At 73.2% G+C, this 26,706-nt stretch carries 23 protein-coding genes; 8 read left to right on the plus strand and 15 right to left on the minus strand.

The genetic code is table 11. From position 1 onward, the window contains the following. Nucleotides 1-9: 9 nt before the first annotated feature. From OG753_RS11570 to OG753_RS11580, 3 genes are all read right to left on the minus strand, one after another. Nucleotides 10-645: a TetR/AcrR family transcriptional regulator gene (locus OG753_RS11570; protein ID WP_327261730.1), complete on the minus strand. Its 636-nt coding sequence runs from the start codon at nucleotides 643-645 to the stop codon at nucleotides 10-12. Nucleotides 646-731: 86 nt separating this feature from the next. Then, nucleotides 732-1,019 (minus strand): YiaA/YiaB family inner membrane protein, encoded by a 288-nt coding sequence (locus tag OG753_RS11575; RefSeq protein ID WP_327261731.1) that lies wholly within the window; start codon nucleotides 1,017-1,019, stop codon nucleotides 732-734. A gap of 118 nt (nucleotides 1,020-1,137) precedes the next feature. After that, nucleotides 1,138-2,289 carry an acyl-CoA dehydrogenase family protein gene (locus OG753_RS11580; RefSeq protein ID WP_327261732.1) on the minus strand — a complete coding sequence of 384 codons (1,152 nt, stop codon included), beginning with the start codon at nucleotides 2,287-2,289 and terminating at the stop codon, nucleotides 1,138-1,140. Between the two features lie 77 nt (nucleotides 2,290-2,366). Between OG753_RS11580 and OG753_RS11585 the strand changes: the two genes are divergently transcribed. Further along, complete coding sequence (locus OG753_RS11585) at nucleotides 2,367-3,011, plus strand: TetR/AcrR family transcriptional regulator (protein WP_405788324.1); 645 nt, start codon at nucleotides 2,367-2,369, stop codon at nucleotides 3,009-3,011. 24 nt (nucleotides 3,012-3,035) lie between these two features. On the opposite strand, the gene OG753_RS11590 is transcribed toward OG753_RS11585, so the two are convergent. From OG753_RS11590 to OG753_RS11625, 8 genes are all read right to left on the minus strand, one after another. After that, nucleotides 3,036-4,136, minus strand: coding sequence for a Zn-dependent alcohol dehydrogenase (locus OG753_RS11590; protein WP_405792609.1), 1,101 nt, complete (start codon nucleotides 4,134-4,136; stop codon nucleotides 3,036-3,038). Between the two features lie 73 nt (nucleotides 4,137-4,209). Next, nucleotides 4,210-5,622, minus strand: coding sequence for an aldehyde dehydrogenase family protein (locus tag OG753_RS11595; RefSeq protein WP_327261734.1), 1,413 nt, complete (start codon nucleotides 5,620-5,622; stop codon nucleotides 4,210-4,212). Between the two features lie 98 nt (nucleotides 5,623-5,720). Next, on the minus strand, nucleotides 5,721-7,205 hold the full coding sequence (locus tag OG753_RS11600; protein ID WP_405788326.1) for a CitMHS family transporter: 1,485 nt from the start codon (nucleotides 7,203-7,205) through the stop codon (nucleotides 5,721-5,723). A 73-nt stretch (nucleotides 7,206-7,278) separates the two neighbouring features. Next, nucleotides 7,279-9,477 carry a molybdopterin oxidoreductase family protein gene (locus OG753_RS11605; protein ID WP_405788327.1) on the minus strand — a complete coding sequence of 733 codons (2,199 nt, stop codon included), beginning with the start codon at nucleotides 9,475-9,477 and terminating at the stop codon, nucleotides 7,279-7,281. Nucleotides 9,478-9,729: 252 nt separating this feature from the next. Beyond that, entirely contained in the window at nucleotides 9,730-10,350 is a 621-nt protein-coding gene (locus OG753_RS11610; protein ID WP_405792611.1) for a TetR family transcriptional regulator, read from the minus strand. 35 nt (nucleotides 10,351-10,385) lie between these two features. Further along, nucleotides 10,386-11,687, minus strand: a complete 1,302-nt coding sequence (locus OG753_RS11615; RefSeq protein WP_405788328.1) for a hypothetical protein — start codon at nucleotides 11,685-11,687, stop codon at nucleotides 10,386-10,388. A 550-nt stretch (nucleotides 11,688-12,237) separates the two neighbouring features. Next, complete coding sequence (locus tag OG753_RS11620) at nucleotides 12,238-13,284, minus strand: hypothetical protein (protein WP_405788329.1); 1,047 nt, start codon at nucleotides 13,282-13,284, stop codon at nucleotides 12,238-12,240. A 38-nt stretch (nucleotides 13,285-13,322) separates the two neighbouring features. Further along, nucleotides 13,323-15,461, minus strand: coding sequence for a right-handed parallel beta-helix repeat-containing protein (locus tag OG753_RS11625; RefSeq protein ID WP_405788330.1), 2,139 nt, complete (start codon nucleotides 15,459-15,461; stop codon nucleotides 13,323-13,325). A 372-nt stretch (nucleotides 15,462-15,833) separates the two neighbouring features. Here OG753_RS11625 and hmgA point away from each other — a divergent pair, with 372 nt between their 5' ends. Continuing rightward, the gene (gene hmgA, locus OG753_RS11630) at nucleotides 15,834-17,147 is read left to right on the plus strand and encodes a homogentisate 1,2-dioxygenase (RefSeq protein ID WP_405788332.1); all 1,314 of its coding nucleotides are present in this window, start codon (nucleotides 15,834-15,836) and stop codon (nucleotides 17,145-17,147) included. Nucleotides 17,148-17,210: 63 nt separating this feature from the next. Next, entirely contained in the window at nucleotides 17,211-17,960 is a 750-nt protein-coding gene (locus tag OG753_RS11635; RefSeq protein ID WP_405788334.1) for a GntR family transcriptional regulator, read from the plus strand. A 134-nt stretch (nucleotides 17,961-18,094) separates the two neighbouring features. On the opposite strand, the gene OG753_RS11640 is transcribed toward OG753_RS11635, so the two are convergent. Beyond that, nucleotides 18,095-18,259, minus strand: a complete 165-nt coding sequence (locus OG753_RS11640) for a hypothetical protein (RefSeq protein ID WP_383193412.1) — start codon at nucleotides 18,257-18,259, stop codon at nucleotides 18,095-18,097. 145 nt (nucleotides 18,260-18,404) lie between these two features. Between OG753_RS11640 and OG753_RS11645 the strand changes: the two genes are divergently transcribed. Next, on the plus strand, nucleotides 18,405-19,529 hold the full coding sequence (locus OG753_RS11645) for a type ISP restriction/modification enzyme (RefSeq protein WP_327266703.1): 1,125 nt from the start codon (nucleotides 18,405-18,407) through the stop codon (nucleotides 19,527-19,529). Between the two features lie 39 nt (nucleotides 19,530-19,568). On the opposite strand, the gene OG753_RS11650 is transcribed toward OG753_RS11645, so the two are convergent. Further along, complete coding sequence (locus tag OG753_RS11650; protein ID WP_327261742.1) at nucleotides 19,569-20,321, minus strand: TetR/AcrR family transcriptional regulator; 753 nt, start codon at nucleotides 20,319-20,321, stop codon at nucleotides 19,569-19,571. Between the two features lie 73 nt (nucleotides 20,322-20,394). Between OG753_RS11650 and OG753_RS11655 the strand changes: the two genes are divergently transcribed. From OG753_RS11655 to OG753_RS11665, 3 genes are read left to right on the plus strand one after another with little or no spacing between them, the layout of a single operon-like run. Then, a complete protein-coding gene (locus tag OG753_RS11655; RefSeq protein WP_405788336.1) occupies nucleotides 20,395-21,375 on the plus strand; it encodes an ATP-binding cassette domain-containing protein in 981 nt (326 codons plus the stop codon). Between the two features lie 5 nt (nucleotides 21,376-21,380). After that, entirely contained in the window at nucleotides 21,381-22,166 is a 786-nt protein-coding gene (locus tag OG753_RS11660; protein ID WP_405792613.1) for an ABC transporter permease, read from the plus strand. 35 nt (nucleotides 22,167-22,201) lie between these two features. Next, a complete protein-coding gene (locus OG753_RS11665) occupies nucleotides 22,202-23,398 on the plus strand; it encodes a CaiB/BaiF CoA transferase family protein (protein WP_405788337.1) in 1,197 nt (398 codons plus the stop codon). 48 nt (nucleotides 23,399-23,446) lie between these two features. On the opposite strand, the gene OG753_RS11670 is transcribed toward OG753_RS11665, so the two are convergent. After that, nucleotides 23,447-23,716, minus strand: coding sequence for a hypothetical protein (locus OG753_RS11670; RefSeq protein ID WP_327261746.1), 270 nt, complete (start codon nucleotides 23,714-23,716; stop codon nucleotides 23,447-23,449). A 279-nt stretch (nucleotides 23,717-23,995) separates the two neighbouring features. Between OG753_RS11670 and OG753_RS11675 the strand changes: the two genes are divergently transcribed. Then, nucleotides 23,996-25,807, plus strand: a complete 1,812-nt coding sequence (locus tag OG753_RS11675) for a protein kinase domain-containing protein (protein ID WP_405788338.1) — start codon at nucleotides 23,996-23,998, stop codon at nucleotides 25,805-25,807. Here the strand turns inward: OG753_RS11675 and OG753_RS11680 are convergent. Beyond that, complete coding sequence (locus tag OG753_RS11680; RefSeq protein ID WP_327266704.1) at nucleotides 25,777-26,580, minus strand: SGNH/GDSL hydrolase family protein; 804 nt, start codon at nucleotides 26,578-26,580, stop codon at nucleotides 25,777-25,779. The two genes, OG753_RS11675 and OG753_RS11680, sit on opposite strands and share 31 nt — an antisense overlap. Nucleotides 26,581-26,706 lie beyond the last annotated feature (126 nt).

A 26,706-nucleotide genomic window follows, 5' to 3' on the forward strand; every position in this document is an offset into this window, starting at 1 on the left:
GAGCCTGAACTACTTCTGAGGGGCCGGGCGCGCGGCCACCATGCGGAGCACGAGGTCGGAGTAGAGCCCGCCGACCTCGTCGGGGGTGCGCTGCCCGGCCACGCTGAACCAGCGGGCCACATCGATGCACAGCGACAGCACGGCGAGCGTGGTGCCCGGCACGTCGGGGACGTCGAACTCTCCCGCGGCCACTCCGTCGGCGAGGATGCGGCGCACGGCGGCGTCGCTCCGCCGGCGCAGCGCCACGATCTCGGAGCGGTGCTCCGGAGCGAGGGCGTCGAGCTCGTACTGGACCACGCGCGCGGTGGTGTGATGGGCCGCGTGCCACCGTACGAAGGACCGCACCGCGGCGTCGAGCCGGTCGGCTGCGGAGCCGGGACCGTCGGCGGCGATGGTCAGGATCTCCAGCGCCTTGTCGTGGCCGATCCGGCTGATCCGGTGGAGCAGCTCTTCCTTGGTCTTGTAGTGGATGTAGAGCGCGGCCGGGCTCATACCGGCACGGCCCGCGATGTCACGTGTGGTGGTGGCGTGGTAGCCGCGCTCGGCGAAGGCGTCGACGGCGGCGACGAGCAGCCGCCGTGCGGCGTCGGGGGTGACCTCGGACCACGGCCGGTAGCCGTCGACCGTATCCTCCGCGCTGTCCATCGCTCGCTCACCTCTTCGCCATGTGGAAGTGAACACCTTACCGGAGGGTGAGCAAGCGCTTAGCGTTGCCGAGCGAGCCGGGCCGGCTACTTCGGCGAGAAGGGGTCGTACTCGGCCATGATCTTCTCCATCCTGGCCTGGTCCACCCGGCTGACGATCTGGGTGACCTCCTGGCGGTCGCGGATCACCTTGGCGAGGGTGAAGGCCGAGGTGGTGAGGTACAGGACCGCGATGCCGAGGAAGGCTCGCACCCAGCCGTTCGTCTCGAGGTTGTAGATCCCCACGGCCACGGCGCCCATGGCGATACCGAAGGAGGCGACGGCCTGGCCGTAGTACGCCCCCGTGCTCTGCTGCTTGACCGGTGTCTCGTTCATGGGTCGAGCATCGGTCGGACCGCGCGGGAACACATCCGCACACGTACTCATGCGGGTACTCAACCGGCACCTGCACCCGGCGGAGCGGGGCGGGGGCGGGGGCGGGGGCGAACCGGGTTCAGAAGGCGGAAATCCCGGTACGGGCACGGCCGATGAGCAGCTTCTGGATCTGGCTGGTGCCCTCGTACAAGGTCATCACGCGGGCGTCGCGCAGCAGCTTGCCCGCCGGGTACTCGTCGATGTAGCCGTACCCGCCGTGCACCTGGAGGGCGTTGCTCGCGGCGCGCACGGCGGCCTCGGAGGCGAAGAGCTTGGCGGTGGAGGACTCGGTGGCGAAGGGCTGCCCGCGGTCGATGAGGTCGGCCACCCGCCAGGTCAGCAGCCGGGCCGCGTCCACATCGACGGAGATGTCGGCGATGAGCTCCTGGACCAGCTGGTGGTGGGCTATCGGCTTGCCGAACTGCTCGCGCTGGGCGGCGTACGAGAGCGCCGCGTCCAGGGCCGCCTGGGCGATGCCGACACAGCCGGCGGCGACCGACATCCGGCCCTTGGCGAGGGCGGACATGGCGACGGAGAAGCCCTTGCCCTCGGGGCCGAGCATCGCGGAGGCGGGCACGCGGACGCCGTCGAGGACGAGTTCGGCGGTGGCCTGGCCGCGGAGGCCGAGCTTGCCGTGGATCTCGCGGCGGGTCAGCCCGGGTGTGCCGGTGGGGACGAGGAAGGCCGAGACCCCGCGGTGGCCGGGCTCGTCGCCGGTGCGGGCGAAGAGCAGCACCACATCGGCCCAGGTGCCGTTGGTGATGAACATCTTGCTGCCGTCGAGGACGTACGCGTCCCCCTCGCGCACGGCGCGGGTGGTGAGGCTGCCGGCGTCGGAGCCGGTGCCGGGCTCGGTCAGACCGAAGCAGCCCAGCGCGTCGCCGGAGCACAGGCGGGGCAGCCAGGAGCGCTTCTGCTCCTCGGTACCCCAGGCCGCGATGGTCTTGGCGACCAGGCCGAGGGAGACGGAGACGATGCCGCGCACGGCGGAGTCGCCGCGGCCGAGCTCCTCGGTGACCAGGACGTAGGAGAGGTGGTCGCCGCCGGAGCCGCCGTACTCCTCGGGCACGGTGAGGCCGAGGAAGCCGAGCGCGCCCAACTTCTTCACGATGGCCCGGTCCACGCTCTCGGCGCGGTCCCACTCGGCGGCGTACGGGACGACCTCGCGCTCGGTGAACTCACGGGCGAGCCGGCGCACAGCCGTCTGCTCCTCGCTCAGCTCCAGATTCACCGGGTACCTCCGGGGCGCGACCGGGACCTTTAACTAGCACCGGTAGTTTATGGCGGGCAGGCCCTACTATGTGGCGCATGGCCAGACCGCGCAAGCCCCTTCTCAGCCGGGACCGCATCATCGAGGCGGCCGGCGCCCTGGTGGACGCGGAGGGGCTGGAGGCGGTGTCGACGCGGCGGCTCGCGGCCGCGCTCGGGGTCAGCGGGCCCTCCCTCTACAACCACTTCCGCACCAAGGACGAGATCCTGGAGGCGGTGGCGGACTCGGTGAGCGCACGGGTCGACCTGTCGATGTTCGACGGTGGCGGCGCGGACTGGCGGGCGGCCCTGCACGCGTGGGCGCACTCGTACCGGGACGCCCTGGCGGACCACCCGAACATCGTGCCGGTGCTGGCGCGCGGACCGGGCCGCCGGCCGGCCGGGCTGCGGCTGGCGGACGCGGTGTTCGGAGCCATGACGGCGGCCGGCTGGCCCGCGGCGCAGGCGACCCGGATCGGCGCGCTGATGCGGTACTTCATCCTGGGCTCGGCGGTGGCCTCCTTCGCCCGGGGTTTCGTGGACGACCGAACCGCATACGACCCGGCGGACTACCCCCACCTCGGCCAGGCCCACCTCCTCGCGGAACGCGGGCGCGAGGTGGACGAGGGCGCCTTCGAAACGGGCCTCACGGCGCTGCTGGACGGACTGGCCCTGCAGTACGAGGCCTTGAGGGAGACGGCGTGACGCGGGCGCCCGCATCCCGTGGGGCTACCACTGTGTCCGCTCGGGCTCGAAGACGACGAGGGAGCGGCCTCCCTTGCCTGCCAGCATGGCGTCGAAGGCGGCCGGGATGCCGTCGAGGGTGATGCGGTCGGTGACCAGTGCGCCGAGGTCGAGGCGGCCCGCGCGGACATGCTCGGCGATCACCGGGAGGTCGCGGGCGGGGTCGCTGTTGCCGTAGACGCAGCCGGTGAGCGTGCGGGCGAAGTGGAAGATCTCCAGGGCGTGGAAGGTGACCTGCTGCTCCTTGCCGCCGATCCCGACGACCGTGGTGCGGCCGCCGCGTCGGGTCGACTCCCAGGCGCCCCGGATGGTCTCCGCCCGGCCGACGCACTCGACGGCGACGTCCGCACCCCGGCCGCCGGTCAGCGCACGGATCTGCTGGGCGGTGGTGTCGGAGGCCAGGACGAACTCGGTGGCCCCGGCCGCGCGGGCCAGCTCCTCCTTGGCCGGGGACACGTCGACGGCGATGACCGGACCTGCCTGCGCGATCCGGGCGGCCTGGAGGGCGGCCAGGCCGACACCGCCGACGCCGAAGACGGCCACCGACTCGCCCGGGCGGACCTGGGCACTGTGGTGGACGGCCCCGTAGCCGGTGAGGACGGCGCAGCCGAGCAGGGCGGCCTCCGCAAGCGGGATCCCGGCCGGGGCGGGCAGCACGCAATTGGCCGCGACCACGGTCTCCTCGGCGAAGGCGGCCACATTCAGCCCGGGGTGCAGCGCGGTGCCCTGCGCGTCGTGCGCGTGGACCGCGCCCACCCCGGCGAGTGCGGTGGCGCAGAGCCAGACCTCGCCGATGGTGCAGTGGTGGCACGCTCCGCAGGACGGGGCCCAGTTGAGCACCACGCCGTCACCGGGGGCGACGTGGGTGACGCCTTCCCCCACCGCGAGGACCGTGCCCGCGCCCTCGTGGCCGAGGACGGCGGGTACGGGGACCCGCATGGTGCCGTTCGTGAGGGAGAGGTCGGAGTGGCACACCCCGGCTGCGGTGAGCCGCACCCGGACCTGCCCGGGGCCGGGATCCGGCAGCACGATGTCCCGTATCTCCAACGGGGCTCCGACGGCGGGCAGGACGGCGGCGCGGACCATGGTCGTCATCTCGTCTTTCGGTCTTCGGGGCGGGCTCGGCGGGCTGGCTGGCGGGCTGGCGGGCGGGCTGGGATCAGAACTGCAGGGACTTGGTCTGGAGGTACTCCGCCAGTCCGTGCGGGCCCAGCTCGCGGCCGACACCCGACTGCTTGTAGCCGCCGAAGGGCGCGAGCACGTTGAAGCGGCCGCCGTTGATGTCCACCTGCCCGGTGTCCATCCGGCGCGCGAAGGCCACGGCCGTCGCCTCGTCGGCGGCCCAGACGGCGCCGCCCAGGCCGTAGACGGTGCCGTTGGCGATGCGCAGGGCCTCGCCCTCGTCCTCGTAGCGCAGGATCGACAGGACCGGGCCGAAGATCTCCTCCTGCGCGATGGTCATGTCGGGCGTGACGTCGGCGAAGACCGTCGGCGCCACGAAGTACCCCTGCTCGTGCGGCGCGTCGGGCCCGCCCGCGACCAGGCGCGCGCCTTCCTCCACACCCTTGGCGATGAATCCGCGGACGCGTTCGTGCTGCTTGGCGTTGACGACGGGGCCGACGCGGGTGCCCGCCTCGCGCGGGTCGCCGGTGGGGTAGTCGGCGACGGCGGCGGCCGCGAGCGAGACCGCCTCCTCGTACTGGTCCCGGTGGACGAGCATCCGGGTGAGCGCGTTGCAGCTCTGGCCGGTGTTGTTCATGACGTGCCCGACGCCGGCCGCAACGGCCTTGGCCAGGTCGGCCCCGGGCAGGATGACGTTGGCCGACTTGCCGCCCAGTTCGAGGGCGACCCGCTTCACGGCGGCGCCGGCCGTGGCGCCGATCTGCTTGCCGACCGCGGTCGAGCCGGTGAAGGAGACGAGGTCGACCCCCTCGTGCGCGGCCAGGGCCTGCCCGGCCACCGGGCCGGTGCCGGTCACCAGGTTGAAGACTCCGGCCGGGATGCCCGCCTCGTGCACGGCTTCGGCGAAGAGCTGTGCGGTCAGCGGGGTGTCCTCGGCCGGCTTGAGGACGAGGGTGCAGCCGGCGGCGAGAGCGGGCGCCACCTTTGCAACGACCTGGTGCAGGGGATAGTTCCAGGGCGTGATGGCCGCGACCACGCCGACCGGCTCCAGCAGCACGGTGGAGTTCCCGATCCGCTCCTCGAAGGCGTACGAGGAGGCGAGTTCGGCGTAGGAGCCGGCCACCGCGATCGGCGATCCGACGTGGACCGCCTTCGAGAAGCCGAGCGGGGACCCGAGCTCGGCGGTGATGGTGTCGGTCAGCTCGCCCTTGCGTGCCAGCAGTGCGTCGCGGAGCGCGCCGATCAGCGCGCCCCGCTCGGCCGGAGGCGTACTCGCCCAGCCGGGGAGGGCCGCACGGGCCGCCCGTACGGCCGCGTCCACGTCCTCTCCGGTACCGGCCGGGACCTGGGCGATGACCTGGCCGTCGGCCGGGTTCACGACCTCGATCAGCTCGCTTCCGGCGGCGGGCCGCCACGCGCCGTCGATGTACATCCCGTCGTGGGCCTTCATGGCATTCCTCCCGAGCACGCACGAGCGCGTAGATACGACCTCGCCAACACCCTACAAACTAGCGTCGGTAGTTTTTGCTGACCAGGGGGCGCAGGAGGTCAGATGATGCCGAAAAGCATCCCCGCCCCGAGGACCACGAGAGAGGTCAGGGCCGCCCATTTCACGGTGAACCGGGTGTGGTCGCCGAACTCGACCTTGGCCATGCCGACGAGGACGTAGACGGCCGGAACCAGCGGGCTCGACATGTGCAGCGCCTGGCCGACGAGCGAGGCGCGGGCGATCTCGAGCGGGGAGACCCCGTGGGCGGCGCCCGCCTCGGCGAGGACGGGCAGGACACCGAAGTAGAAGCCGTCGTTGGACATGAAGTAGGTGAGCGGCAGGCTGAGCAGGCCGGTGACCAGCGCCATGTGCGGGCCCATGCCCTCCGGGATGGCTCCGACGAGCCAGTCGGCCATGTGCTTGACCATGCCGGTGCCGGTGAGGACCCCGGTGAAGACGGCGGCGGCGAAGACCATGCCGGCGACGTTCAGGACGTTGTCGGCGTGGGCGGCGATCCGGGCCTTCTGGTCGGGCATGTGCGGGAAATTGACGGTGAGGGCGAGGGCGGCGCCGAGCAGGAAGAGTACGGGGATGGGCAGCAGCTCCATGATCATCGCGGTGAGCAGGGCGACGGTCAGGCCGGCGTTGAACCAGTACAGGCGGGGCCGCAGGGTGGGGCGGTGCGGATCCAGGCCCTGGAAGCCCTCCTCGGGGGTCTCGTCCGGGCCGGCGCCCTGACCGCCTCGGGGGGCGGCGGCGGAGGCGGGTCCGGGGGCGGTGGCGGAGGCGGCGGTGGAGGCGGGGGCGGAGGCGGAGGATCCGGTGGAGCCCTCGACGGGGGTGGACGTGCCCGCGGCGGCGGTACCGGGAGCGGCCGCCACCAGCTCCTCCTCGGCGGTCTCCTGCTCCACGCTGCCGGGCAGCGCCAGCATCCCGACGCGGCGGCGCTCCTTCACTCCGAGGACGTACGCCAGGACGAACACGAACAGCAGACCCACCGCGAGGGCCGGGATCATCGGGACGAAGATATCGGCGGCGTCGAGCTTGAGGGCGGTGGCGGCGCGGGCGGTCGGGCCGCCCCAGGGGAGGGTGTTCATGACACCGTTGGCCGTGGCCGCGACGCCCGTCATGACCACCAGGCTCAGGCCGAGCCTCTTGTAGAGCGGGTACATGGCCGAGACGGTGATCATGAAGGTGGTCGATCCGTCGCCGTCGAGCGAGACGATCGCGGCGAGGACGGCCGTACCGACCACCACCCGCATCGGGTCCGCCTTGCAGAAGCGCAGGATGCCGCGGACGATCGGGTCGAAGAGGCCGACGTCGATCATCACGCCGAAGTAGACGATGGCGAACATCAGCATGGCGGCGGTCGGAGCGAGCTTGCCGACGCCGTCGATGACGTAGTCGCCGAGGTGCGCGCCCTTCCCTGCGAACACGCAGAAGAGTGCGGGGATGAGGACGAGCGCCGCTATGGGCGACATTTTCTTCATCATGATCAGGACCAGGAAGGTCGCGATCATGGCAAAGCCGAGGAAGGTCAGCATGTGGGGAAGGTAGGTGCCCCCCTCTGGCGCCAACAAGACCTCTACGCGTGAGCAATACGAGCAAAACTGCAGCTCAGGGCAGGGGTGTGAGCTCGACGGGGAAGCCGTTGAGCACCGCCGTGCCGGAGAGCCGGTCCAGCCGGGAGCCGTCGAGCAGCTGGTTGACGTTGACGCCGGGCACCGCGGCGGCGACCGACAGCCGCGAGCCGGAGCGGTTGTGACCCCAGCCGTGCGGGAGGCTCACCACACCTCTGCGGACGGCGTCGGTGACCTCGACCGGCACCTCCAGGCTCCCGCCGTCGGCGGTGATCCTGGCCCGGCCTCCGTCGACGAGGCCCAGCCGGTCCGCGTCCTGCGGATGGACCTGAAGGGTGCAGCGGTTGGAACCTCCGGTGAGGGCCGGGACGTTGTGCAACCAGCTGTTGTTGGACCGCAGATGGCGGCGGCCCACGAGCACCAGGGCGGCGGGGCGGTCGGCGAGCGCCGCGCGCAGCCTGGGGAGTTCGGCCGCGATCGGGTCCGGGAGCAGCTCGATCCTGCCGCTGCGGGTCTTCAGCACGCCCGGGAGCCGGGGCCGCAGCGGGCCGAGGTCGATGCCGTGCGGCGCCTGCCGCAGATCGTCGAGGGTCAGGTCGTAGGGGCCCGTGCGCAGCATCAGGTCGAGCCGCCGCTCGGGTCCGGTGCGGCCGGTGAGCAGGCTGCTCAGCTGCTGCGGGTCACCGCCGTGCAGGGGTGAGTGGGGGTCGGCAACCGCCCGGGCCAGGCTGTCGGCGACGACGCGCTCGTCGACGGCCTCGGGCGGTGCCCCGTGCAGTCCGGAAGCGGCGAGGATCAGGCGCGCGTGGATCTCGCACTCGTCCATGAGCCCCTCCTCCGGCGGGAGGGCCGCGGGCGAGTAGCGGGCCTGGTTGCGCACGGCGAACCCGTTGAAGGCGAAGTCGAAGTGGGCGCTGCGGGAGGGCGGCGGCGGCGGCAGGACGACGTGCGCGTGCCGTGAGGTCTCGTTCAGGTACGGGTCGACCGAGACCATGAAGTCGAGGCCGGCCAGTGCTCGGTCCAGCCGGTCGCCGTCGGGTGCGGACAGGACCGGGTTGGCGGCGATGGCGAGCAGTACCCGGATCCGCCCGTCACCCGGGGTCTCGATCTCCTCGGCGAGCGCGGCCATGGGCAACTCGCCCTTGACCTCGGGGTGGCCGGCCACCCGGCTCGACCAGCGGCCCAGGGCGAACCCTTTGCCCGGGCCCGCGGGCCGGGGCGCGGGAGCCGTCGCGGAGAGCGGGAAGAGGGCCCCGCCCGGCCGGTCGAGGTTGCCGGTCAGGACGTTCAGTACGTCGACCAGCCAGCTCGCGAGCGTGCCGAACTCGACGGTGCAGCTGCCGATCCGCGCATAGACGGCGGCGGTGGGCGCGGCCGCGAGCTCGCGGGCGAGGGTGCGGATCTCGGCGGCCGTGAGGTCGCATGCGGGTGCGACGGCCTCAGGAGTGAAACTCCCGAGCGCGGCGCCGAGTTCCCCGATGCCCTCGCTGTGTTCCTCGAGCGTGCCGGGGGCCGCGAGCTTCTCCTCGATCAGGGTGTGCGCGAGGGCGGCGAGCAGCAGCGCGTCGCTGCCGGGCCTCGGCGCGAGGTGGCGGTCGGCGAGCGCGGCGGTGCGCGTACGGCGCGGGTCGACGACGACGAGGGTGCCGCCGCGGGCCCGCAGGGCCTTGAGCCGGCCCGGGAAGTCGGGGGCGGTGCACAGGGAGCCGTTGGATTCGACCGGGTTGGCGCCCAGGAGCAGCAGGAAGTCGGTCCGGTCGAGGTCGGGGACGGGGATGGCGAAGGGGTCGCCGAAGAGCAGTCCGCTGGACACGTGCTTGGGCATCTGGTCGAGGGTGCTGGCGGTGAAGAGGTTGCGGGTGCCGAGCGCTTTGAGGAGCAGGGGCGGGTAGAGGGCGCCGGCCATGGTGTGGACGTTCGGGTTGCCGAGGACGACGCCGACCGACTGGGGACCGTACTCCCGGACGACGGCGGGGACGGCGGCGGCGATGGCGTCGAACGCCTCCTCCCAGGTGGCTTCCCGCAGTCGGCCGTCGCGGCGGACGAGGGGGCTGCGCAACCGGTCGGGGTCCGAGTCGAGCGCTCCGAACGCGGCCCCCTTGGGGCAGATGAAGCCGCGGCTGAAGACGTCCTCGCGGTCACCGCGGGCGCCGGTGACCGCGCCGTCCGCGACGGTGAGGGTGAGGCCGCAGGTGGCTTCGCAGAGGGGACAGATGCGCAGGGCGGTGCGGGACATGAGCCCTCCAGGGGCGGCGGTCTGCGGCACGGGCACGCGGGCTGCATCGAGCATACCGACCGGTACGCATGGATGGGAGGGGTGTGCGGGACCGAGTGGGTACGAGCAGGCGCGGCACCGCCCGGCTGCGGTTGCGGCTGCGGAACCGGCCGCGGGACGGAGGCCGGGGCGGGAACTGGGACCGAGACCGGGGCCGGGGCGGGAACCGGGATCGAGACCGGGAGCGCGACCCGGGATCGGGACGAGTGGGGATCAGCCCAGCACGCGGGCGAGGTACGCGTGCATCATCGCGCGGGTCTCGGCGACGATGCCGGGATCCCCGGCCGGATCGGCGCGGAAGGCGAGTTGTATCAGCGCGTCGGTGGCCTCGACGGCGACGAGCACGGCCCGTTCGAGGGTGGCGTCGGGGGTCAGGCCCAGGTGCGCGGAGAGCAGCTCGGTCAGACGGTCGGCAACCTGGTGGTTGGGGTCCGCCTCGGGCCCCTCGGACGGCGGCGCGGGCACACCGAAGTCGACGAGGGCGAAGCCGGGAACGCTGCGCTTCATGGCCAGGTATTCGTCGAGTACCGCGTCCACGACGGGCCGCCAGTCGGTGGCCGGGAGGTCGGCGAGCCGGTCCGCGATGCCGTCGACGTAGCGGTCCAGGTTGCGGTGGGCGAGGGCGATGGCCATGGCCCGCTTGTTGCCGAAGAAGCGGTAGACCGAGCCGATCGGCACGCCGGCGCGCAGGGCCACGGCGCGGGTGCTGAGGTTCTCGTACCCCGTCTCGTCCAGCAGGTCGGCGCAGGCGTCGAGGATCCGGGCGAGCCGGTCGGCGCTGCGCTGCTGGATCGGCGTACGGCGCAGGGAGTGGGCGGGAGGCACGGGGTCCATCATGCCGCTCCTCCCTTCTCGGTTCGGTGGGGGCCTCAGTTCAGCAGAAGACTGAGCCCTCCGACTGTGTAAGTGATCATCAGCGCCAGCAGCGGCAGCTGCCCGGCCACCGCTCTGGCGGGCGGGAAGAGGCGTACGGAACGGTCGTGGGCGGCGACGACGCCGAGCACGTGACCGGTGACGACGGCGATGACCTGGAGGGCCGCGAGGCCGCCGGGACCCAGTGGTGGCACGGGTTCCGGGGCGTTGTCAGTGCCGAGTGCCATGCTTACTGTGCGTGGTCCTTCGACTACCAGGAGGGAGAAGTAGTGGGCGATGAGATAGCCGAGCGCGATCGGTACGAGTGAGTGCGCGAAGGCGGTCAGGGGGCCTGGGTGCGGGCCGCTGACGAGGCGGGTGGCCGCCGCGCAGAGGCAGTAGAGGGTGGCGACAAGGGCGATGGAAGCGAGCAGTCCGAGTGTGGCCGTGGGGGTGCGGCCCAGGGGGGAGGTCTGGAGGACGTTGATCCACGAGGGGTTGTCGGAGAAGCCGTCGTAGGCGGTGGACCCGAGGAGGACGCAGACGGTGGCGACGAGTCCGGGCCGCTCGGGTGTCGCGTCGAGTCCGTGGAAGGGGTTACGGAGAACGAGGCGGCCGTCGCTGCGACGGCCGAGGGGGGAGAGCCGGGCCAGGAGGTCGGAGTACGCCTCGAAGGCGTCGCCGTCGTCGAACCAGCGCTCGCCGAAGCGGGCGGCGAGCAGCAGTTGGGCGGTGGCGTAGGTGGTGATGGCGATCAGGAGGGTGGTGGTGGATGCGGGATCGGGAGCGACGAGTTCGAGCCATGTGAAGCCGAACAGGCCGGCGGCGGCCGGCCACTGGCCGAGCCGGGCGGGGAGGGGGCGGCCGGGGCCGCGGCGACGCAGGGCCCGGGAGAGCAGGCGGTGCAGGGTGCGGAGCGGGTTGAGCAGGCGCCAGACGGGGCCGAGGAGGAGGGAGGCGGGGACGAGTCCGACCCAGAGGAGGACGTAGACGGCACCGGGAGCGGGGTTGTGCGCGGGGTCGTCGGGACCGAGGAGGAGGTGGAGCAGGACGGCGAGCGCGGCGGCGAGCCCCAGCCCGCGCAGGGCGGTCCGGGTGGCGGGCGCGTCGGCCACCCGCTGGAGGGCGGCGGGCAGGGCGAGGCCCGAGCGCTCTCCACGGAAGCGGGAGGTGGACCAGAGCAGGCCGAGTGCGAGAAAGGAGACGAACAGTGCGGCGAAGGCACCGGCGAAGGCGTAGAAGGGAGAGATCGGCAGATCGTGCTGGGACCCGATCCCGTGCGCGAGCGAGGTGAGCGGATCGGCCGGGTGAAGGACCACGCCCTGGCCGTGGCCAGCATCGCCGGCGCCCGGGGCGGAGCCCGGCCCGAGGGGGCTCACCATCGGCCCGCCCGGGGCGGTGTCCAGCCGACGCCGCGGCGAGGCATCCCGGACTCGGGCCCGAGTCCGGGCGGCCGGGCCGGGGCGACGCGCGGGACCGCCGCCACCGGGAGACCGGGCCGGGGCGCGGGCCCGGGTACGGGTACGGGTACGGGTACGGATACGGGTACGGGACGCTGCGCGGAACCGGGCGCGGGTCGGCGCACAGGCCGGACCACGGGCCCCGACTCGGGCGCGGGCGCGGGTGCGGGCACAGACCCGGGTGCGGGCACAGGCCCGCATGCGGAGCCGGGACCTGACCCGTGCCCCGGCCGGGGCGCGGGCTCGCGGGCAGGCCTCGACGCGGACCCGGACACAGGCCGGGGCACGGGTTCGTGCGCAGGCCGGGACGCAGACCCGGGCACGGGCCGGGGCACGGGCTCCCGTTCAGGCCGATGTGCCGGGACGGGGGCAGGCCGGTATGCCGGAGCGGGGGTGGGGCTGGGGCGGGTCATCGGACGAGGAGTTGGGTCAGGACGAGGCTGGACTCGTGGGTCTCGACCTCGAAGAGGCCCGTGCGGTCGGCCGTCAGGATCAGGGTGGCCTCCTGGCCTGCCGGCAGGGCGAGTTCCTTGTCGTAGCCGTGAACGTGCAGCGTGTCCGCGCGGTCGCTGGTGACGCGCAGGGCCACACGCTCTCCGCGCCGCAGCTCGGTGCGGGCGGGGGCAGGGCTGACCTTGCCGTCCCGGACGGTGATGGTGATCGTCCGGTCGGCCTGCTCCGGTGCCGCGCTCTGGCTCGGTGCACCACCGTGGCCGTGTCCGCCGGGCTGGCCGGCGGCGGAAGCGGTGAGCTGGGCCGTGCCCTCGACCGGCTTGCCGGAGACCGCCCAGGCGGTGTGGTCGTCCGCGTAGAGACGGACAGTCAGGGTGTGCGCGCCCTCGGGTACCTGCGCCGCGGGCAGGTGGAACCAGGGGCCGTACAGCCGGGCCAGCTTCCGTCCGTCGAGCTCCAAGTGGGCGTGGCCCGCGCCCGGAAGGGCGGCGCCGCCGGTGCTGTCGGGGGTGAAGCGGTAGTTCTTCACCCCCAGTTGGAGGTTCCAGCCGTCCTCGGAGTCGGGGCGGACGGTCAGCTGGACCTCCGGCGCGCCCTGGGCCGGGACCTCGCGGAGCCGGTGGCCGACGGCGTCGGTCGCGGTGAGCAGGGTGCCCACGTCACCCGAGGCCTGCTCGTGGCTGGTGCCGGGCTTGTGGTGGGTGGTGGCCCGCCCGCCGCAGCCCGTCACCGCCCCGCCCGCCAGGAGCAGGGCGAGGGCGAGGAGGGCCGCGGCGCGGGCGGTCCGGCCGAGCCTGCGGGCCGCGCGGGGCGGCGTACCGCAAGCGTCGCACCGGCTGTCCTCGTAGGACCGGTCGCTCTCGTAGGACCGACTGCCCTCGTGGGACAGGTCGTCCTCTCCGGGCCGGTTGGCGAAGCAGGGCCGGTTGGCGAAGCAGGGCCGGTTGTCATCGGCGAGCCGGTCGTCGTCGGCCGGTCGGTCGTCGTCGGGCCTTGGGGTCACGGCTGGCCTCCTCGGGCCGGGGCGGGCCTGGGCCGGGGTCACGGCGTGGGGTCCTGGGCCGCCGGGGGCTCGGGGGCCGCCGCGCGCAGGGTCGGGGCGGGGCCTGCCGGGACCGGGGCGCGGTCGCCCGCGGGGTCCTCGCCCGGGCCGGCCGGGCGGGCCGGGGTGCCGGGGCGGGCCGAGGCCACCACCGCCCACAGGACCCAGACCACGGCGACCAGGGCCCGTACCCAGGCGGGGCTCAGGGGGGTCCAGGGGATCATCAGGACGGCCTTGTCGAAGGCGTCCAGCAGGGTGAGCCCGGCCAGCAGCAGTGTCAGGCGGGCCAGCCAGGGGCGGTCGGCGCGCAGGACCAGGCCGGCGCCGGTCCACCACAGGCCGAGCAGGAGGAGGGCGAGCGCCGGGACGAAGGTGGCGGTCAGGGGCATGGTGGAGCCGGCCACGTCCAGGGCCAGGCCCGCGAGCCCGGCAAGGGTGGCGGCCGTGCCCAGACGGGAGCCGCGCAGGCGGCGCCACCACAGGACTCCGCCGACCAGGAGCAGTACCGCCGCCACGGCGAGCGCGAGCTGGGTCTCCACCCGCTCCAGGCCGCGCGAGCCGTACCAGTCGCAGCCGGCCGGGAGTTTGCGCGCCTGGACGTTGTAGTCGGCGCAGACGAGGAGCTGGACCAGCTTGACCGGTTCACCGACCAGGCGGGCGGACGCCCCGGAGACGGCGCCGCGGCGCTCACCGCACTGCGGGACCGTGCCCGGGGTGGAGCCGTCGGGTCCGTCCTGCCAGCAGTTGCCGCGCCCCTGGCCGTCCCACCACACGTCCATGCCGTTGGGGCGGGCGGCACCGGACTTGTCCTTGCCCATGACGTTTCCGGCGTAGCGGTTGTGGTGGGAGGTGTCCGTCTGCTTCGACCACGCCTCTTCGCCGCGGATGAAGGCGGGCACCGCGCTGAGGAAGAAGCCCGCGCGCTGGTGGCCGTACACCCAGTTGCCCTCGTAGAGGTTCCAGTTGCCGCCCGCGGTGATGATTCCGGTGCCCGGCGGCATGGAGATCTGCGGGCAGACGACGCCGCGTTCGTAGCCGCGCTCGATCGGCGGCTTGGCGCAGGTGCCGTCGGCGACGTGGCGGTAGTAGTCCTGGTTGTTGTCGTGGATCAGGTTCCGCTCGAACTTGGCGTGGTTCTGCGGGAGTCCGGGGTGTCCGGGGAAGGCGCTGTCCATCGAGGCGCCGCCCATGTTCTGGTCGAACTCGTTGTCGTGCACCCACACCGAGTCGCCCGCGGTGCCGGAGTACCCGACCATGTTGTGGTGGCTGCGGCAGCCGGTGATCTCGATGGAGTAGCGGGGGACCTCGTAGCCGCGGCCGTCGTTGATGTTCGAGGCGCTGCCCGGATAGATGCCGGAGTCGCCGTTCCCGTACGACTCGCAGTTCTTGTAGAGCCCGTGGTCGCTGGCGAAGGTCAGGAAGCCGTACTCGTCGTTCCAGCGGGTCAGCACGTCGTCGATGACGAAACCGTCGCCCGCGAGCACGTACAGCGAGTTGAAGGTGGTGCGCTGGGCGGTGAAGTTGCGGAAGTAGATGCCGTTGGACTTGTCGGCGCGGATGGCGTTCAGCTTCTGGTACTTGGCGTCGACGACCACGTCGAGGCGGGACGCGCCCGTGCCCTCGATCTGCAGGTTCGTCTTGCCGAGGATCGCGACGAGGTTCTGGTTGTGCCGGCACTGCACCTGCTGCTCGTAGGACAGGATCTGGTAGCCGAGCGAGGACTCGGGGGCCTTGAGCGCCGCGCACTCCCCCGTCGGCTTGGGCAGCGAGGGCTCCTCCTCGTAGAGGCCGGGGAGGATCGCGATGTTCATGCCGGGCCGGTCGACGGCGTCGACGGCCTCCTGCAGGTGCCGGTAGCCGCTCTTCTCGCACCGCTCGTAGAGGGCGAGGTTGCGCTGCCTGAGCTCTTCGGGGAAGGCGGATATCCGGCGCTCGAAGGCGGGCCGGTCGGTCTTGCAGACGATCAGGTCGGGCTCCGCCGTGCGGTACTCGGGTACCGATCCGGAGCCGTCGGGAAGGGTGATCGGGCGCTCCTCGTGCGCGCTCGCGGCGGGCGCGGCGACGAGGAGTGACAGGAGGGCGAGGAGGGCGGCGAGGAGCGCCGCCGGCACGGCAGGGAACCTGCGGGTCCACGACATGCGCGTGAGAGTAGAGCAATGTTCATCTTTTGGGATCCCCCTCGACCGAATCCGTATTCCCGCCCGTCGGCGTGCCCGCTCTCACCGCCCGGCCTTTCCCGACTTTCCCGCCCATCCGGCACCCATCAGGCACCCATCCGGCACCCACCTGCCGATCACCTGCCGCTCACCTGCCGCCCGTCCGGCACCCACCTGCCGATCACCTGCCGCTCACCTGCCGCCCGTCCGGCGCCCATCTGTCGCTCGTCCGCCACCCGCCCGCCGCCCTTCCGCGGCCCGTCGGCCCGGCCTGCCCCCGGTTCACCGTTGACGTGCGGGCCGCGGAATCCTACTGTCGACCATAGGATTCCTTCGACGGAGCGGGAGCAGCACATGAGCGAGCAGGCCAGGAAGACGGCAGAGGCACTGGAGTACCTCACCGGCTTCGGCAACGAGCACAGCTCGGAGGCCGTCCCCGGCGCGCTGCCGATCGGCCGGAACTCGCCGCAGCGCGCCCCCCTGGGCCTCTACGCCGAGCAGCTCAGCGGCAGCGCCTTCACCGAGCCCCGCACCCACAACCGCCGCTCGTGGCTCTACCGGATCCGCCCCTCGGCCGCCCACCCGCCCTTCACCCGGGTCGACAACGGGGCCCTGCGCTCCGCGCCCTTCACCGAGGCCGTCCCGGACCCCAACCGGCTCCGCTGGAACCCGCTGCCCGCCCCGGCTCCCGGCACCGATTTCCTCTCCGGCCTGTGGACCCTCGGCGGCAACGGCGACGCCGCCCAGCGCGCCGGCATGGCCATCCACCTCTACGCCGCCAACGCCGACATGACCGACCGGGTGTTCAGCGACTCCGACGGCGAGCTGCTGATCGTCCCCGAGCGCGGCGGGCTGCTCCTGCGCACCGAGCTGGGTCTGCTCGCCGCCCGCCCGGGCGACATGGCCCTCATCCCCCGCGGCGTCCGCTTCCGCGTCGAGCTGCTGGACGCCGACGCCCGCGGCTATGTCTGCGAGAACTACGGCCAGCCCTTCGAGCTGCCGAACCTGGGCCCGATCGGCGCCAACGGCCTCGCCGCCGCGCGGGACTTCCAGGCCCCCGTGGCCGCGTACGAGGACGTCGAGCGCCCGACCGAGGTGATCAACAAGTTCTGCGGCAACCTCTGGTCGGCGACCTACGACCACTCCCCGCTCGACGTCGTCGCCTGGCACGGCAGCAACGTCCCGTACGTCTACGACATGCGCCGCTTCAACGTCCTGGGCTCGATCAGCTACGACCACCCCGACCCGTCGATCTTCACGGTCCTGACCTCGCCCTCCGACACCCCGGGCCTGGCGGGCGTCGACTTCGTGGTCTTCGCCCCGCGCTGGCTGGTCGGCGAGGACACCTTCCGCCCGCCGTACTTCCACCGCAACGTGATGAGCGAGTACATGGGTCTCATCGAGGGTGCCTACGACGCCAAGGCCGAGGGCTTCGTCCCCGGCGGCGGCTCGCTGCACAACATGATGTCCGCACACGGTCCCGACCACGAGACCTTCGACCGGGCGAGCGCCGCCGAGCTGAAGCCGCAGAAGATCGACGACGGCCTGGCCTTCATGTTCGAGACCCGCTGGCCGATCACCGCCACCGCGCAGGCGGCCGGCGCGGATCACCTCCAGCGCGGCTACGACGACGTGTGGCAGGGTCTGCAGCGCCACTTCCGCGCCTGACCTGCACTGCATACCCTGCATGCGCCGCACGTCCCCCCTGTCCAGCCGTTCGGAGATCCAGCCGTGACCGCCTTCGCCCCCGACTCGCTGGTACTGAACCGGAAGCTGCCGCTCTGGTACCAGGTGTCGCAGTCACTGCGCGCCTCGATACTGGGGCGCACCCCCGACGCGTCGCTGCGCCTGCCCACCGAGGAGCAGCTCGCCGAGCACTACGGGGTGAGCGTGCTGACCATGCGCCAGGCGCTCAAGGAGCTGGAGGGCGAGGGCCTGATCAGCCGGCACCGGAGGCGCGGCACCTTCATCGAGCCGGGTGCGGTGCGCAGCGCCCCGGTCCGGCTGCTGGGCTCGGTCGACGCGATCGTGGCCCAGCAGTCGGGCGATCGCACGACGATCCTCGGCCACGGCCGGACGGCTGTGGCCGGGGAGCTGCTGGAGCACTTCCCGGGCACGCCCGAGGTGGTCACGTACCGCCGCCTGCGCCACGACCGGGAGAGCGGCGAGCCGACGAACTGGGCGGAGAACGCGGTCCTGCCGGAGTTCGCCGAGGCCGTGGACCTCGCCGATCTCGAGCGCTGGCCGATGACGAAGGTCCTGCGGGACATCGTCGGCGTCCGCATCAGCCGGATCACGGACACGGTGGAGGCGCGGCTCGCGGACCCGGAGACGGCCGAGCTGCTCCAGGTCCCGCTGCTGAGCCCGATCCTGCACTACACCGGCGTCACGTACGACGAGGACGGCCGGGTGGTGGACGTGGCCCGGATCCGCTACCGCGGCGACAGGTTCTCCTTCACGGTGACGGTCGACGCGCACTGACCCGCGCGCACCGACCCGCGCACGCTCCCCCGCGCGCACCGATCCGCGCGCACCGATCCACGCACGCTCCCGCGCGCGCACCGATCCGCGCTCACCGACGGCCCACGTGTCCGACGCCGTGCTGCACCGCCCGGCTACTTCTCGTCGTCCTCCCTGGTGCGCTCGCCCTCCGCCTGCGACGGCGTGGTGCGCATCGTGTGGGGGTGTTGCTGCTGCTTGCGCTGGGCCTCGTCCATGTCCTCGTCGAGGCGCTCGCCCTCGGCCTGCGACGGGGTCGTGTATTCGTCGTACTGGCTCATGACCGCCTCCTGAGCCTCCTCGGTCGATACCGTACGTATGCGTACATAAGGAGCGTAGCTCTTCGGCCTGGACGCAGCCCGGCCATCGGATCCCGTCGCTACCATCGGCGGCGTGAGCGAAGACGTACCGCTGCTTGAGGATCTGATGCCCTGGGCCGTGGGCGGCCTGCGCCTGGGCCGGGACTGGGTGTCCGCACCCGATCCGGCGTCCCTGCGCGCCCGCTGGGCGGCCCTGACCGGCTCCGAAGGGGCCGAGCGGGAGCGCCTGTTCCGCCCGAGCCGCAGCCGCAGGCCCGACGCCGGGGCGGCCGCCCTGCCCGGGCAGCGCTCGGCGGCCACGGCGCGCTTCGCCGACGCCCCCGGCCCCTGCCCCGACCCCGTACGGGTGCTCCGCGAGCCCTTCGACGAGCAGTGGCTGCTGCCCGACCAGCGGCTCATCGACGTCGCCCGCCCCGAGCTCTGGCGGGTCCGGGACGAGCACCAGCTGTTCCTCGCCCTGACCCCGGATCCGCTGGTCACCGCGCACCTCCCGGCCGGCCGCCTCGGCCGGATCCGGCCCCTGCACCGGCGCCCCGGCGGCACCGAGCCGAACCTCGCCCCCGGCCTGCTTCCCCTGCTGGGCGCGCGCCACGGCGGCTGGGTCACCCCCGAGGACGTCCTGTGCTGGGTCCTCGCGGCGGGCCGCCCGGGCCCGCGCGGGTACGAGGTCCCGCTCGCCGCCGAGCCCGCGCGGTGGCGGGCCGGGCTGGAGCTGGGGCACCGGGTGCTGACCGTGCAGCTGCGGGGTGCCCGCGGCGGTGAGGCGCCCCGCCTGCCCGGCGGCCGGCGCCCGTACGTCCGCTCGGCGGTCACGGGCTGGCCGCGCGAGCTCGCGTACGACGCCGAGGGCGAGACGCTGAGCCTCGGGAGCGGGACCGTGTCCCCCGTGCCGGCCGGGGCCTGGGAGTACGAGGCCCAGGGCGTGCGGGTGCTTCCGGCCTGGTTCGCCGCCCGCAGCGCGCACCGCGGCCCGGAAGCCGACGGCCTGGCGGCGCTCGGGCCCGCGGAGTGGCCGCAGAGCTGGACCTCGGAGCTCCTGGCCCTGGTGACCACGCTGGCGCTGCTGGCCGAACTGGCGCCGGAGCGAGCCGCGTTCGAGCCCGGGCCGGCGCTGACGGCCGAGGAGCTGCGCGCGGTCGGGGTGCTGCCGCCACCGGCCTGGGCCCGCCGCCCGGCCTCGGTGCTGGACCACCAGGAGGAGGGCCCGGGCGGGCAGTTCGCGCTCCTCTGAGCAGACGGGACGGGGAGCGGGCCTACGCCCGCCGGGACCTCATCCCCCCTGCTCCCCCTGCTCGTCCCGGACCCCCCAGGCCCCCAGCAGCCGGACCATCGAGCGGTCGAAGACCTCGGCCATGTCGAGTCCGGCGCCCGGGACCGGGCCGCCGCCGGAGAGGGCCGCGGCCAGTCGCGGGTACTCCCCGGTGGCCAGGCGGGAGCCGAGCCATGCCGTCCGTACCCGCTGCTCCTCGGCCTCGCTCCAGGGCAGCGACCGAGCCCGTTCGGCCAGCGCCAGCTCGCCCGCCACGTAGGTCGCCACGCTGCCGTTGACGGCGGCGACGAGCTCCAGCTTCTCGGCGTCCGGCACATCGAGCGGAGCCAGGCAGTCCATGCAGTACTCCAGGTAGCGCAGGGCGTTGGGACCGAAGCCGTAGACCGGGCTGAGCAGGCGCGGCAGCCACGGGTGGCGGTGCATCAGCGCCCGCGTCCGGCGGGCCAGCGCGAGCAGGTCGGCCCGCCAGTCGCCGGTCGGGGGCGGGAGCTCGTACTCCCCGCTGACCGCGTCGACCATCAGCTCGTACAGGTCCTCCTTGCGCGGCACGTAGTTGTAGAGGGACATCGTGCCCGCGCCGATCCCGGCGGCCACGCGACGCATGGAGACGGCGTCGATCCCCTCCTCGTCGGCAATCCGCACCGCCTCGGACGCGATCGACTCGCGGCTGTGCGCGGGCCTCGGTCCGCGGCCGGCCCGCTGGGGGCGGGACCAGATCACTTCGGGTTCAGCGGGTCGCCCGCCGGCTGTCATGGCTCAGATCACCTCGTCGTCTCGCCACCATCTTAGTTACGTACGGCGTACGCAGTGAGGTACGGTGGCGCGCATGACTACTACGTACGCTGTACTTAGTGAGGGGCTGGAGAAGACCTACGGAAAGGTCCACGCCCTGCGCGGCCTCGACCTCGCCGTCCCCGAGGGCACGGTCTGCGGCCTCCTCGGCCCCAACGGAGCGGGCAAGACCACCGCCGTGCGGGTCCTCACCACGCTCACCGCACCCACCGCCGGCCGCGCCCTCGTCGCCGGTCACGACGTGACCCGGGATCCCGCGGCCGTGCGCCGCGCCATCGGTGTCACCGGCCAGTACGCCTCCGTCGACGGGGACCTGACCGGCCGGGAGAACCTCCGGCTCTTCGCCCGGCTGGCCGGGCTGCGCGGCCCCGCCGGCCGGGCCCGCGCGGACGAACTGCTGGAGCGCTTCGGGCTCACCGGGGCCGCCGACCGGGTGAGCTCCACCTGGTCCGGCGGCATGCGGCGGCGCCTGGACCTGGCCGCCGGGCTGATCACGTGCCCCCGGGTGCTGTTCCTCGACGAGCCCACCACCGGCCTGGACCCGGCGGCCCGCGAGCAGATCTGGACGACGGTCCGGGCACTCGCCGAGGACGGCACCACGGTGCTGCTCACCACCCAGTACCTGGAGGAGGCCGACCGGATCGCCGACGAGATCGTGGTGGTCGACGGCGGACGGGTCGCCGCCACCGGCACCCCGGCCGCCCTCAAGGCCCGGATCGGCGCGCACGCCGAGGTCACCGTCCCCGCGCACGGGGCCCTCGCGCGCGCCGCCGCCGTACTGGACCAGCTCACCGGCCGCCTGCCGGTGCTCGACGAAGCGCGGCTGACCGTCGGCGTCACCGTCCCGGACGGAGGGCTCACCCTGCCGCGGATCATCCGGGAACTCGACACGGCCGGAGTACCGGTCACGGACGCGAGCCTGCGCCCGCCCACCCTGGACGAGGTGTTCCTGCGCCTCACCCAGGTCCCCCGGGCCCCCCAGTCCCCTCCCGCCGCCGAGGAGTACGCCGCATGAGCAGCATGAGCACCCTGATGTCCGACGGCGGAGCCGTCCTCACCCGCCAGCTGCAGAAGGCCCGGCACGCCCCGGCGCTGCTGATCCTCACCCAGACCATGCCGATCACCATGCTGCTGTTCTTCGGCTACGTCTTCGGCAGCGCGCTCGCCATGCCGGGCGCCGAGTACCGGGAGTTCCTGGTCCCCGGGCTGCTGGCCGCCACCGCCGCGAACGGTCTGATGACCGGCCTGTTCACGGCCGCGCAGGACGCCCACCGCGGGGTGATGGACCGTTTCCGTACGCTGCCGATGAGCCGCACCGCCGTACCGCTCGGGCAGACGGCCGCCGATCTGCTGACCACCGGCGTGTCGATGGTGCCGCTGATGCTGGTGGGACTGGCGATGGGCTGGCGCATCGAGAACGGGCTGCCCGGCGCGCTGGGGGCCCTGGGCGTACTGCTGCTGTTCCGCTTCGCCACCGCATGGGTGGGCACCTACCTGGGCCTGCTGAGCAGGAGCGAGGAGGCGGCCGGCCAGCTCGGCGGCGCCACCTTCGTCCTGCCGATGCTGTCCAGCGCGTACCTGCCGACCGCGGGACTGCCCGGATGGCTGCGGACGGTCGCCGAGTGGAACCCGATCAGCGCCGTCGCCACGGCCGTGCGCGAGCTGTGCGGGAACGCCGGGGGCGAGACCGCGGCGGGCGCCGCCTGGCCCGCCGCGCATCCCGTGGCCGGGGCGCTGCTGTGGTCGGGGCTGCTGCTCGCGCTCTTCGTCCCGCTGGCCACGCGCAGGTTCGCGCGCGGCCGGTAGTGACAGCAGCCCGTCCGACCCGGTAGGCAGGGCCCATGGCTACCGAACCGCTCCCCCTGGACGGCATCACCGTCGTCGCCGTCGAACAGGCCGTCTCGGCCCCCTTCGCCACCCGCCAGCTCGCCGACCTCGGCGCCAGGGTGATCAAGGTCGAGCGCCCCGACGGCGGCGACTTCGCCCGCGCCTACGACACGGCCGCGCACGGCCTCGCCTCGCACTTCGTCTGGGCCAACCGCGGCAAGGAGTCGATCGCGCTCGACCTGAAGGACCCGCGCGGCCGCGAGGTCCTGCACGGGCTGCTCGCCGGCGCCGACGTCTTCGTGCAGAACCTCGCACAGGGAGCCGCCGCCCGGCTCGGACTCGACTCGGCCGCGCTGTGCGCGCGTTACCCGCGGCTGGTCGCCGTGGACGTCTCCGGCTACGGCGCCGAGGGTCCGTACGCCCACAAACGCGCCTACGACATGCTCGTGCAGTGCGAGGCGGGTCTGGTGTCGGTGACCGGCACCCCGGACCAGCCGGTCAAGGCGGGTATCCCGGCGGCCGACATCGCCGCGGCCATGTACGCCTTCTCGGGAATCCTGGCCGCCCTGCTGCGCCGCGGGGTCACCGGGCGCGGGGGCAGGGTGGAGGTCTCCATGCTCGACGCGCTCGCCGAGTGGATGGGCCACCCGCTGCACCACACGATGCACGGCGGGGAGCAGCCCGTGCGCACCGGTCTCGCGCACGCGGTGATCGCGCCCTACGACGCCTATCCGACGGCCGACGGGGACCGGGTGCTGCTGTCGGTGCAGAACGACCGCGAATGGCGGCGGCTGGCACAACAGGTCTTGGAACAGCCGGAGTTGGCGGACGATCCGGCGTACGCGACGAACGCGGCGCGCACCGTGAACCGGGAGAAGACCGACGCGGTGGTGGCCGAGGCACTGGTCCGGTTCGGTGCGGACGAGGCGATCGGGCGGCTGGAGGCGGCGGGTATCGCCTGTGCGCGGCTGAACTCCGTGACCCAGCTGGCCGGGCATCCGCAGCTCGCGGCCCGGGACCGCTGGCGGGAGGTGGAATCGCCGGCCGGTCCGCTGCGGGCCCTGCTGCCGCCGATCGGGCTGCCGGGCGGCGCGGCACCGCACATGGGTGCGGTGCCCGCGCTGGGCGAGCACACCGATCCGCTGCTGCGCGCCCTGGGGATGGCGGACGCACAGATCTCGCAACTGCGCCGGGACGGTGTGATCGGGTAGGGCCGGGGAGCCGTTGACCCGAGGGCCGACGGCTGCGGTACGGGACGGTTACGAGCGGCGGCTGCCGAAGAGCGTGCGACGCAGACGGCGCAGCGGCGCGAAGAGCGAGACGCGCGCGCTCCGGCTCCGCAGGCGGTGCGTGTGGTCGCGGGAGGTGAGCTCGCGCATCAGCAGCGTCGCCTCGGCGGCCTCCCGGTGCGGGACGGCAGGACCGCCAAGCACAGAGAGGTGGCGGTCGAGGCGCGAGCTGGTCGCACTGCTGCCGCAGGTGATGGCAGGCACGCGAGGCGGCCTGCTGCGCATTGCTATCTGTTCCATGTTCTCTCCCCACCCGTACGAGGGCACCCGGCCCGGGCAGGTTAACCCTAACGCCCCCGCGTCGCCCCCGGGTATCCCGGTGGTGTGAATTACCCCTGTGGCGACGGGGAGTTGACGATTACTCAGCGGAGTCGGCGATTACTCTCCGCACAGACGTCACGCTGTGAAAGGCCACTGCGCGAGTCCCGTCACGACAGGGGCCACTTGGCCCACACTGCGCTAACTTGGAGTGATCGCCCGGTGACACGCGGGCGCACGGGAACACACTCGGGGGCGCGCGTGAGTGAGCAATCGAACTCCGATCGTGTCATCTCGGGCCGCTACCGGCTGCTCGAACCGATCGGCCGCGGCGGGATGGGCATCGTGTGGCGGGCCCGGGACGAGGTGCTCGCCCGCGACGTCGCCGTCAAGGAGGTGCGGGCGCCGGCGGGGCTCGAGCCCGCCGAACTGGAGCGGCTGTACCGGCGGCTGGAGCGGGAGGCCTGGGCCGCGGCCAGGGTCTCGCACCGCGGCGTCGTCACCGTCTACGACGTGGCCTCCGAGGGCGGGCGGCCCTGGATCGTGATGGAGCTGGTGCGCGGGCTCTCGCTGGCCGACGTACTGGAGGCGGAGGGGCCGATGACCCCTCAGCGGGCCGCCCACGTAGGGGAACAGGTGCTCGCCGCGCTGCGCGCCGCGCACGACTCGGGAGTGCTGCACCGGGACGTGAAGCCGGGGAACGTACTGATCGCCAACGACGGCCGGGTGGTCCTGGGCGACTTCGGCATCGCCAGCCTGGAGGGCTCCTCGGCGATCACCATGACGGGCGAGGTGATCGGCTCCCCCGAATTCCTGGCGCCGGAGCGGGCGTTGGGTCGCGATCCGGGACCCGCCTCGGACCTGTGGTCGCTCGGGATCATGCTCTACGCCGCGGTCGAGGGGGTCTCGCCGTTCCGGCAGGCCACCCCGCTGGACACCCTGCGGGCCGTGGTCGACGCGGAACCGCCGCCGCCGCGCCGGGCCGGGGCGCTGGAGCCGGTACTGGACGGCCTGCTGCGCAAGGACCCGGCCGAGCGGCTGCCCGCTGCGGAGGCGGCCCGGATGCTACGGGTGGTGGGCGCGGGCGGGAACGTACGGGCATCCGGCGGGCCGGTGTCGGGGCCTGCGTCCGGGCCGGACGCGCCGACGGTCGTCGCGCACCACGGGCAGGGCACGGACACGCCGCGCGAGCCGTACGGTGCGCAGCCGGCGCACCCGGCTCCGTACGGGACACCGCCGCCCGGGGCCGCGCGCGGCGGGAACGCCGGGCTGGTGCTGACGATCGGGATCGTGCTGATGCTGCTGGCCCTGGTCGCGGTGGGGTGGCTGCTGCTCAAGGACCGCGGGACCACCGGTGACAACGGTGGCAGCGGCGGCGCGCCGACGGGCTCGGCGACCACCGCCCGGACCGTCACCACGACTCCTTCGACGGCTCCGTCGGCCCCGGTGTCGGCATCCGCCTCGGGCACGGGCGGCGCGGGGCAGCACGTCTCGGTGTACGTGGACTCCGTGCGCTCCTCCTACACGGGCAGTTGCCCGCCGCCCGCCGAGCACGCGCCCGCCTTCACCGCCACCGTCGAGGTGGAGCGCACCCCGGTCGTGCTGGAGTACCGCTGGGCCACGCGCAGCGGGCGGACCTCCGGCCCCGGCTGGCAGTCCGTCACGTACGAGGAGGGCGGGCCGAGGAGCCGGCGGCTGGAGCACACGGAGCTCACGCACGAGGCGGACACCGTCTTCGAGGACGCGGTCCGGCTGGAGGTGCGGGGGCCGGCAGAGGTTGCCACCCAGTGGGTGGCAACCTCGGTGACCTGCCGGAAGGCGACCCCGACGAGCGGGGCCCCCTCCCCCGGACCGAGTCCGTCACCGCTCTCGCCGACGCCGAGTGCTCCGGCGAGTCCGGCCGGCCCGGCGACCGCAGAGCCGGACCGGACGGACCGGGCGGACGGAACGGACGGGACGGACGCGATGGACGGAACGGACGGGATGGACGGCACGAACGGCTCGGACCGGAGCGAGGGGTCGGGCCGGTCGGGCCGGGCGGATCAGGCGGCGTTCGTGAAGACCGGCAGGTAGCCGCCGGACTGTCCGGCCGCGGTCGGGTGGTACGACTCGCCGATGTTCAGCCAGTTGACGCTGTGCAGCCACGCACTGCCGGAGCAGATCTCGTGGCCCGTGAAGGCGCCGGCGACCGAGGCGTAGGTGAAGCCGTGGTCGGCGGCGCGTTTGGCGATGGCGGCGTTCAGGTAATCTGCGGCGCCGTTGATGGCGGCCCGCTCGCCCTCGGTGAGGCCGGCGGTGCAGGTGCCGTTCAGCTTGTAGAAGCGGGGATAGCCGAGGACGACGACGTGCGCGCCGGGCGAGCGGCTGTCGATGGCGTTGTAGACCTGGTCGAGCCGGCCGGGGAGGGTGGAGTCCACGTAGGCCTTGGCCTGGTTCACGCGGCTGACGCAGGTGGACTCGGACTGGAGCACACAGGTGGTCATGACGTCGGAGAAGCCCGCGTCGTTGCCCCCGATGGTGATGCTGACGAGGTCGGTTCCGGAGTTGAGCGGGGCGAGCTGATTGGCGAGGACGTCACCCGTACGAGCGCCCGAGCAGGCGGTGAAGGAGAAGGTCTGGGGGGAATGGGCGGCGGCCCACAGGGCCGGGTAGGCGCGGCTGGTGCGCTTGCAGTTGCCGCTCCCGCCGTCGTAGTTGCCGGCGCCGACGCCGGAGGAGTACGAGTCGCCGAGGGCGACGTAGCCGAAGTCGGCCTGGGCGGCGGCGGCCTGGCCGGCTCCGAACAGGGCGGCACCCGCGGCGAGTAAGAGGGAGGAGGTCAGGGCAGCGAAGCGCGACAGTCTCATGCTCATGTGTGCGGCTCCTTGTGGGGGTTACTCCTGAGTCCGTGGTACAAGCAGCCGAGGTCCGCTGGAAGTGTCCATGCCAAGAATGTTCAGGGCAGAGTTGCGGCGCGAATCTTCACTCCGAAC

The organism is Streptomyces sp. NBC_00029 (assembly GCF_045160505.1).
Lineage (GTDB): Bacteria > Actinomycetota > Actinomycetes > Streptomycetales > Streptomycetaceae > Streptomyces.

Excerpts from the sequence above, each read along its gene's own strand:
- OG753_RS11570 (WP_327261730.1), bottom strand. The coding sequence starts at position 645 with ATGGACAGCGCGGAGGATACGGTCGACGGCTACCGGCCGTGGTCCGAG.
- OG753_RS11575 (WP_327261731.1), bottom strand. The coding sequence starts at position 1,019 with ATGAACGAGACACCGGTCAAGCAGCAGAGCACGGGGGCGTACTACGGC.
- OG753_RS11585 (WP_405788324.1), top strand. The coding sequence starts at position 2,367 with ATGGCCAGACCGCGCAAGCCCCTTCTCAGCCGGGACCGCATCATCGAG.
- OG753_RS11590 (WP_405792609.1), bottom strand. The coding sequence starts at position 4,136 with ATGGTCCGCGCCGCCGTCCTGCCCGCCGTCGGAGCCCCGTTGGAGATA.
- OG753_RS11595 (WP_327261734.1), bottom strand. The coding sequence starts at position 5,622 with ATGAAGGCCCACGACGGGATGTACATCGACGGCGCGTGGCGGCCCGCC.
- OG753_RS11600 (WP_405788326.1), bottom strand. The coding sequence starts at position 7,205 with ATGCTGACCTTCCTCGGCTTTGCCATGATCGCGACCTTCCTGGTCCTG.
- OG753_RS11605 (WP_405788327.1), bottom strand. The coding sequence starts at position 9,477 with ATGTCCCGCACCGCCCTGCGCATCTGTCCCCTCTGCGAAGCCACCTGC.
- OG753_RS11610 (WP_405792611.1), bottom strand. The coding sequence starts at position 10,350 with ATGGACCCCGTGCCTCCCGCCCACTCCCTGCGCCGTACGCCGATCCAG.
- OG753_RS11625 (WP_405788330.1), bottom strand. The coding sequence starts at position 15,461 with ATGTCGTGGACCCGCAGGTTCCCTGCCGTGCCGGCGGCGCTCCTCGCC.
- hmgA (WP_405788332.1), top strand. The coding sequence starts at position 15,834 with ATGAGCGAGCAGGCCAGGAAGACGGCAGAGGCACTGGAGTACCTCACC.
- OG753_RS11640 (WP_383193412.1), bottom strand. The coding sequence starts at position 18,259 with ATGAGCCAGTACGACGAATACACGACCCCGTCGCAGGCCGAGGGCGAG.
- OG753_RS11645 (WP_327266703.1), top strand. The coding sequence starts at position 18,405 with ATGCCCTGGGCCGTGGGCGGCCTGCGCCTGGGCCGGGACTGGGTGTCC.
- OG753_RS11650 (WP_327261742.1), bottom strand. The coding sequence starts at position 20,321 with ATGACAGCCGGCGGGCGACCCGCTGAACCCGAAGTGATCTGGTCCCGC.
- OG753_RS11655 (WP_405788336.1), top strand. The coding sequence starts at position 20,395 with ATGACTACTACGTACGCTGTACTTAGTGAGGGGCTGGAGAAGACCTAC.
- OG753_RS11660 (WP_405792613.1), top strand. The coding sequence starts at position 21,381 with ATGAGCACCCTGATGTCCGACGGCGGAGCCGTCCTCACCCGCCAGCTG.
- OG753_RS11665 (WP_405788337.1), top strand. The coding sequence starts at position 22,202 with ATGGCTACCGAACCGCTCCCCCTGGACGGCATCACCGTCGTCGCCGTC.
- OG753_RS11670 (WP_327261746.1), bottom strand. The coding sequence starts at position 23,716 with ATGGAACAGATAGCAATGCGCAGCAGGCCGCCTCGCGTGCCTGCCATC.
- OG753_RS11680 (WP_327266704.1), bottom strand. The coding sequence starts at position 26,580 with ATGAGACTGTCGCGCTTCGCTGCCCTGACCTCCTCCCTCTTACTCGCC.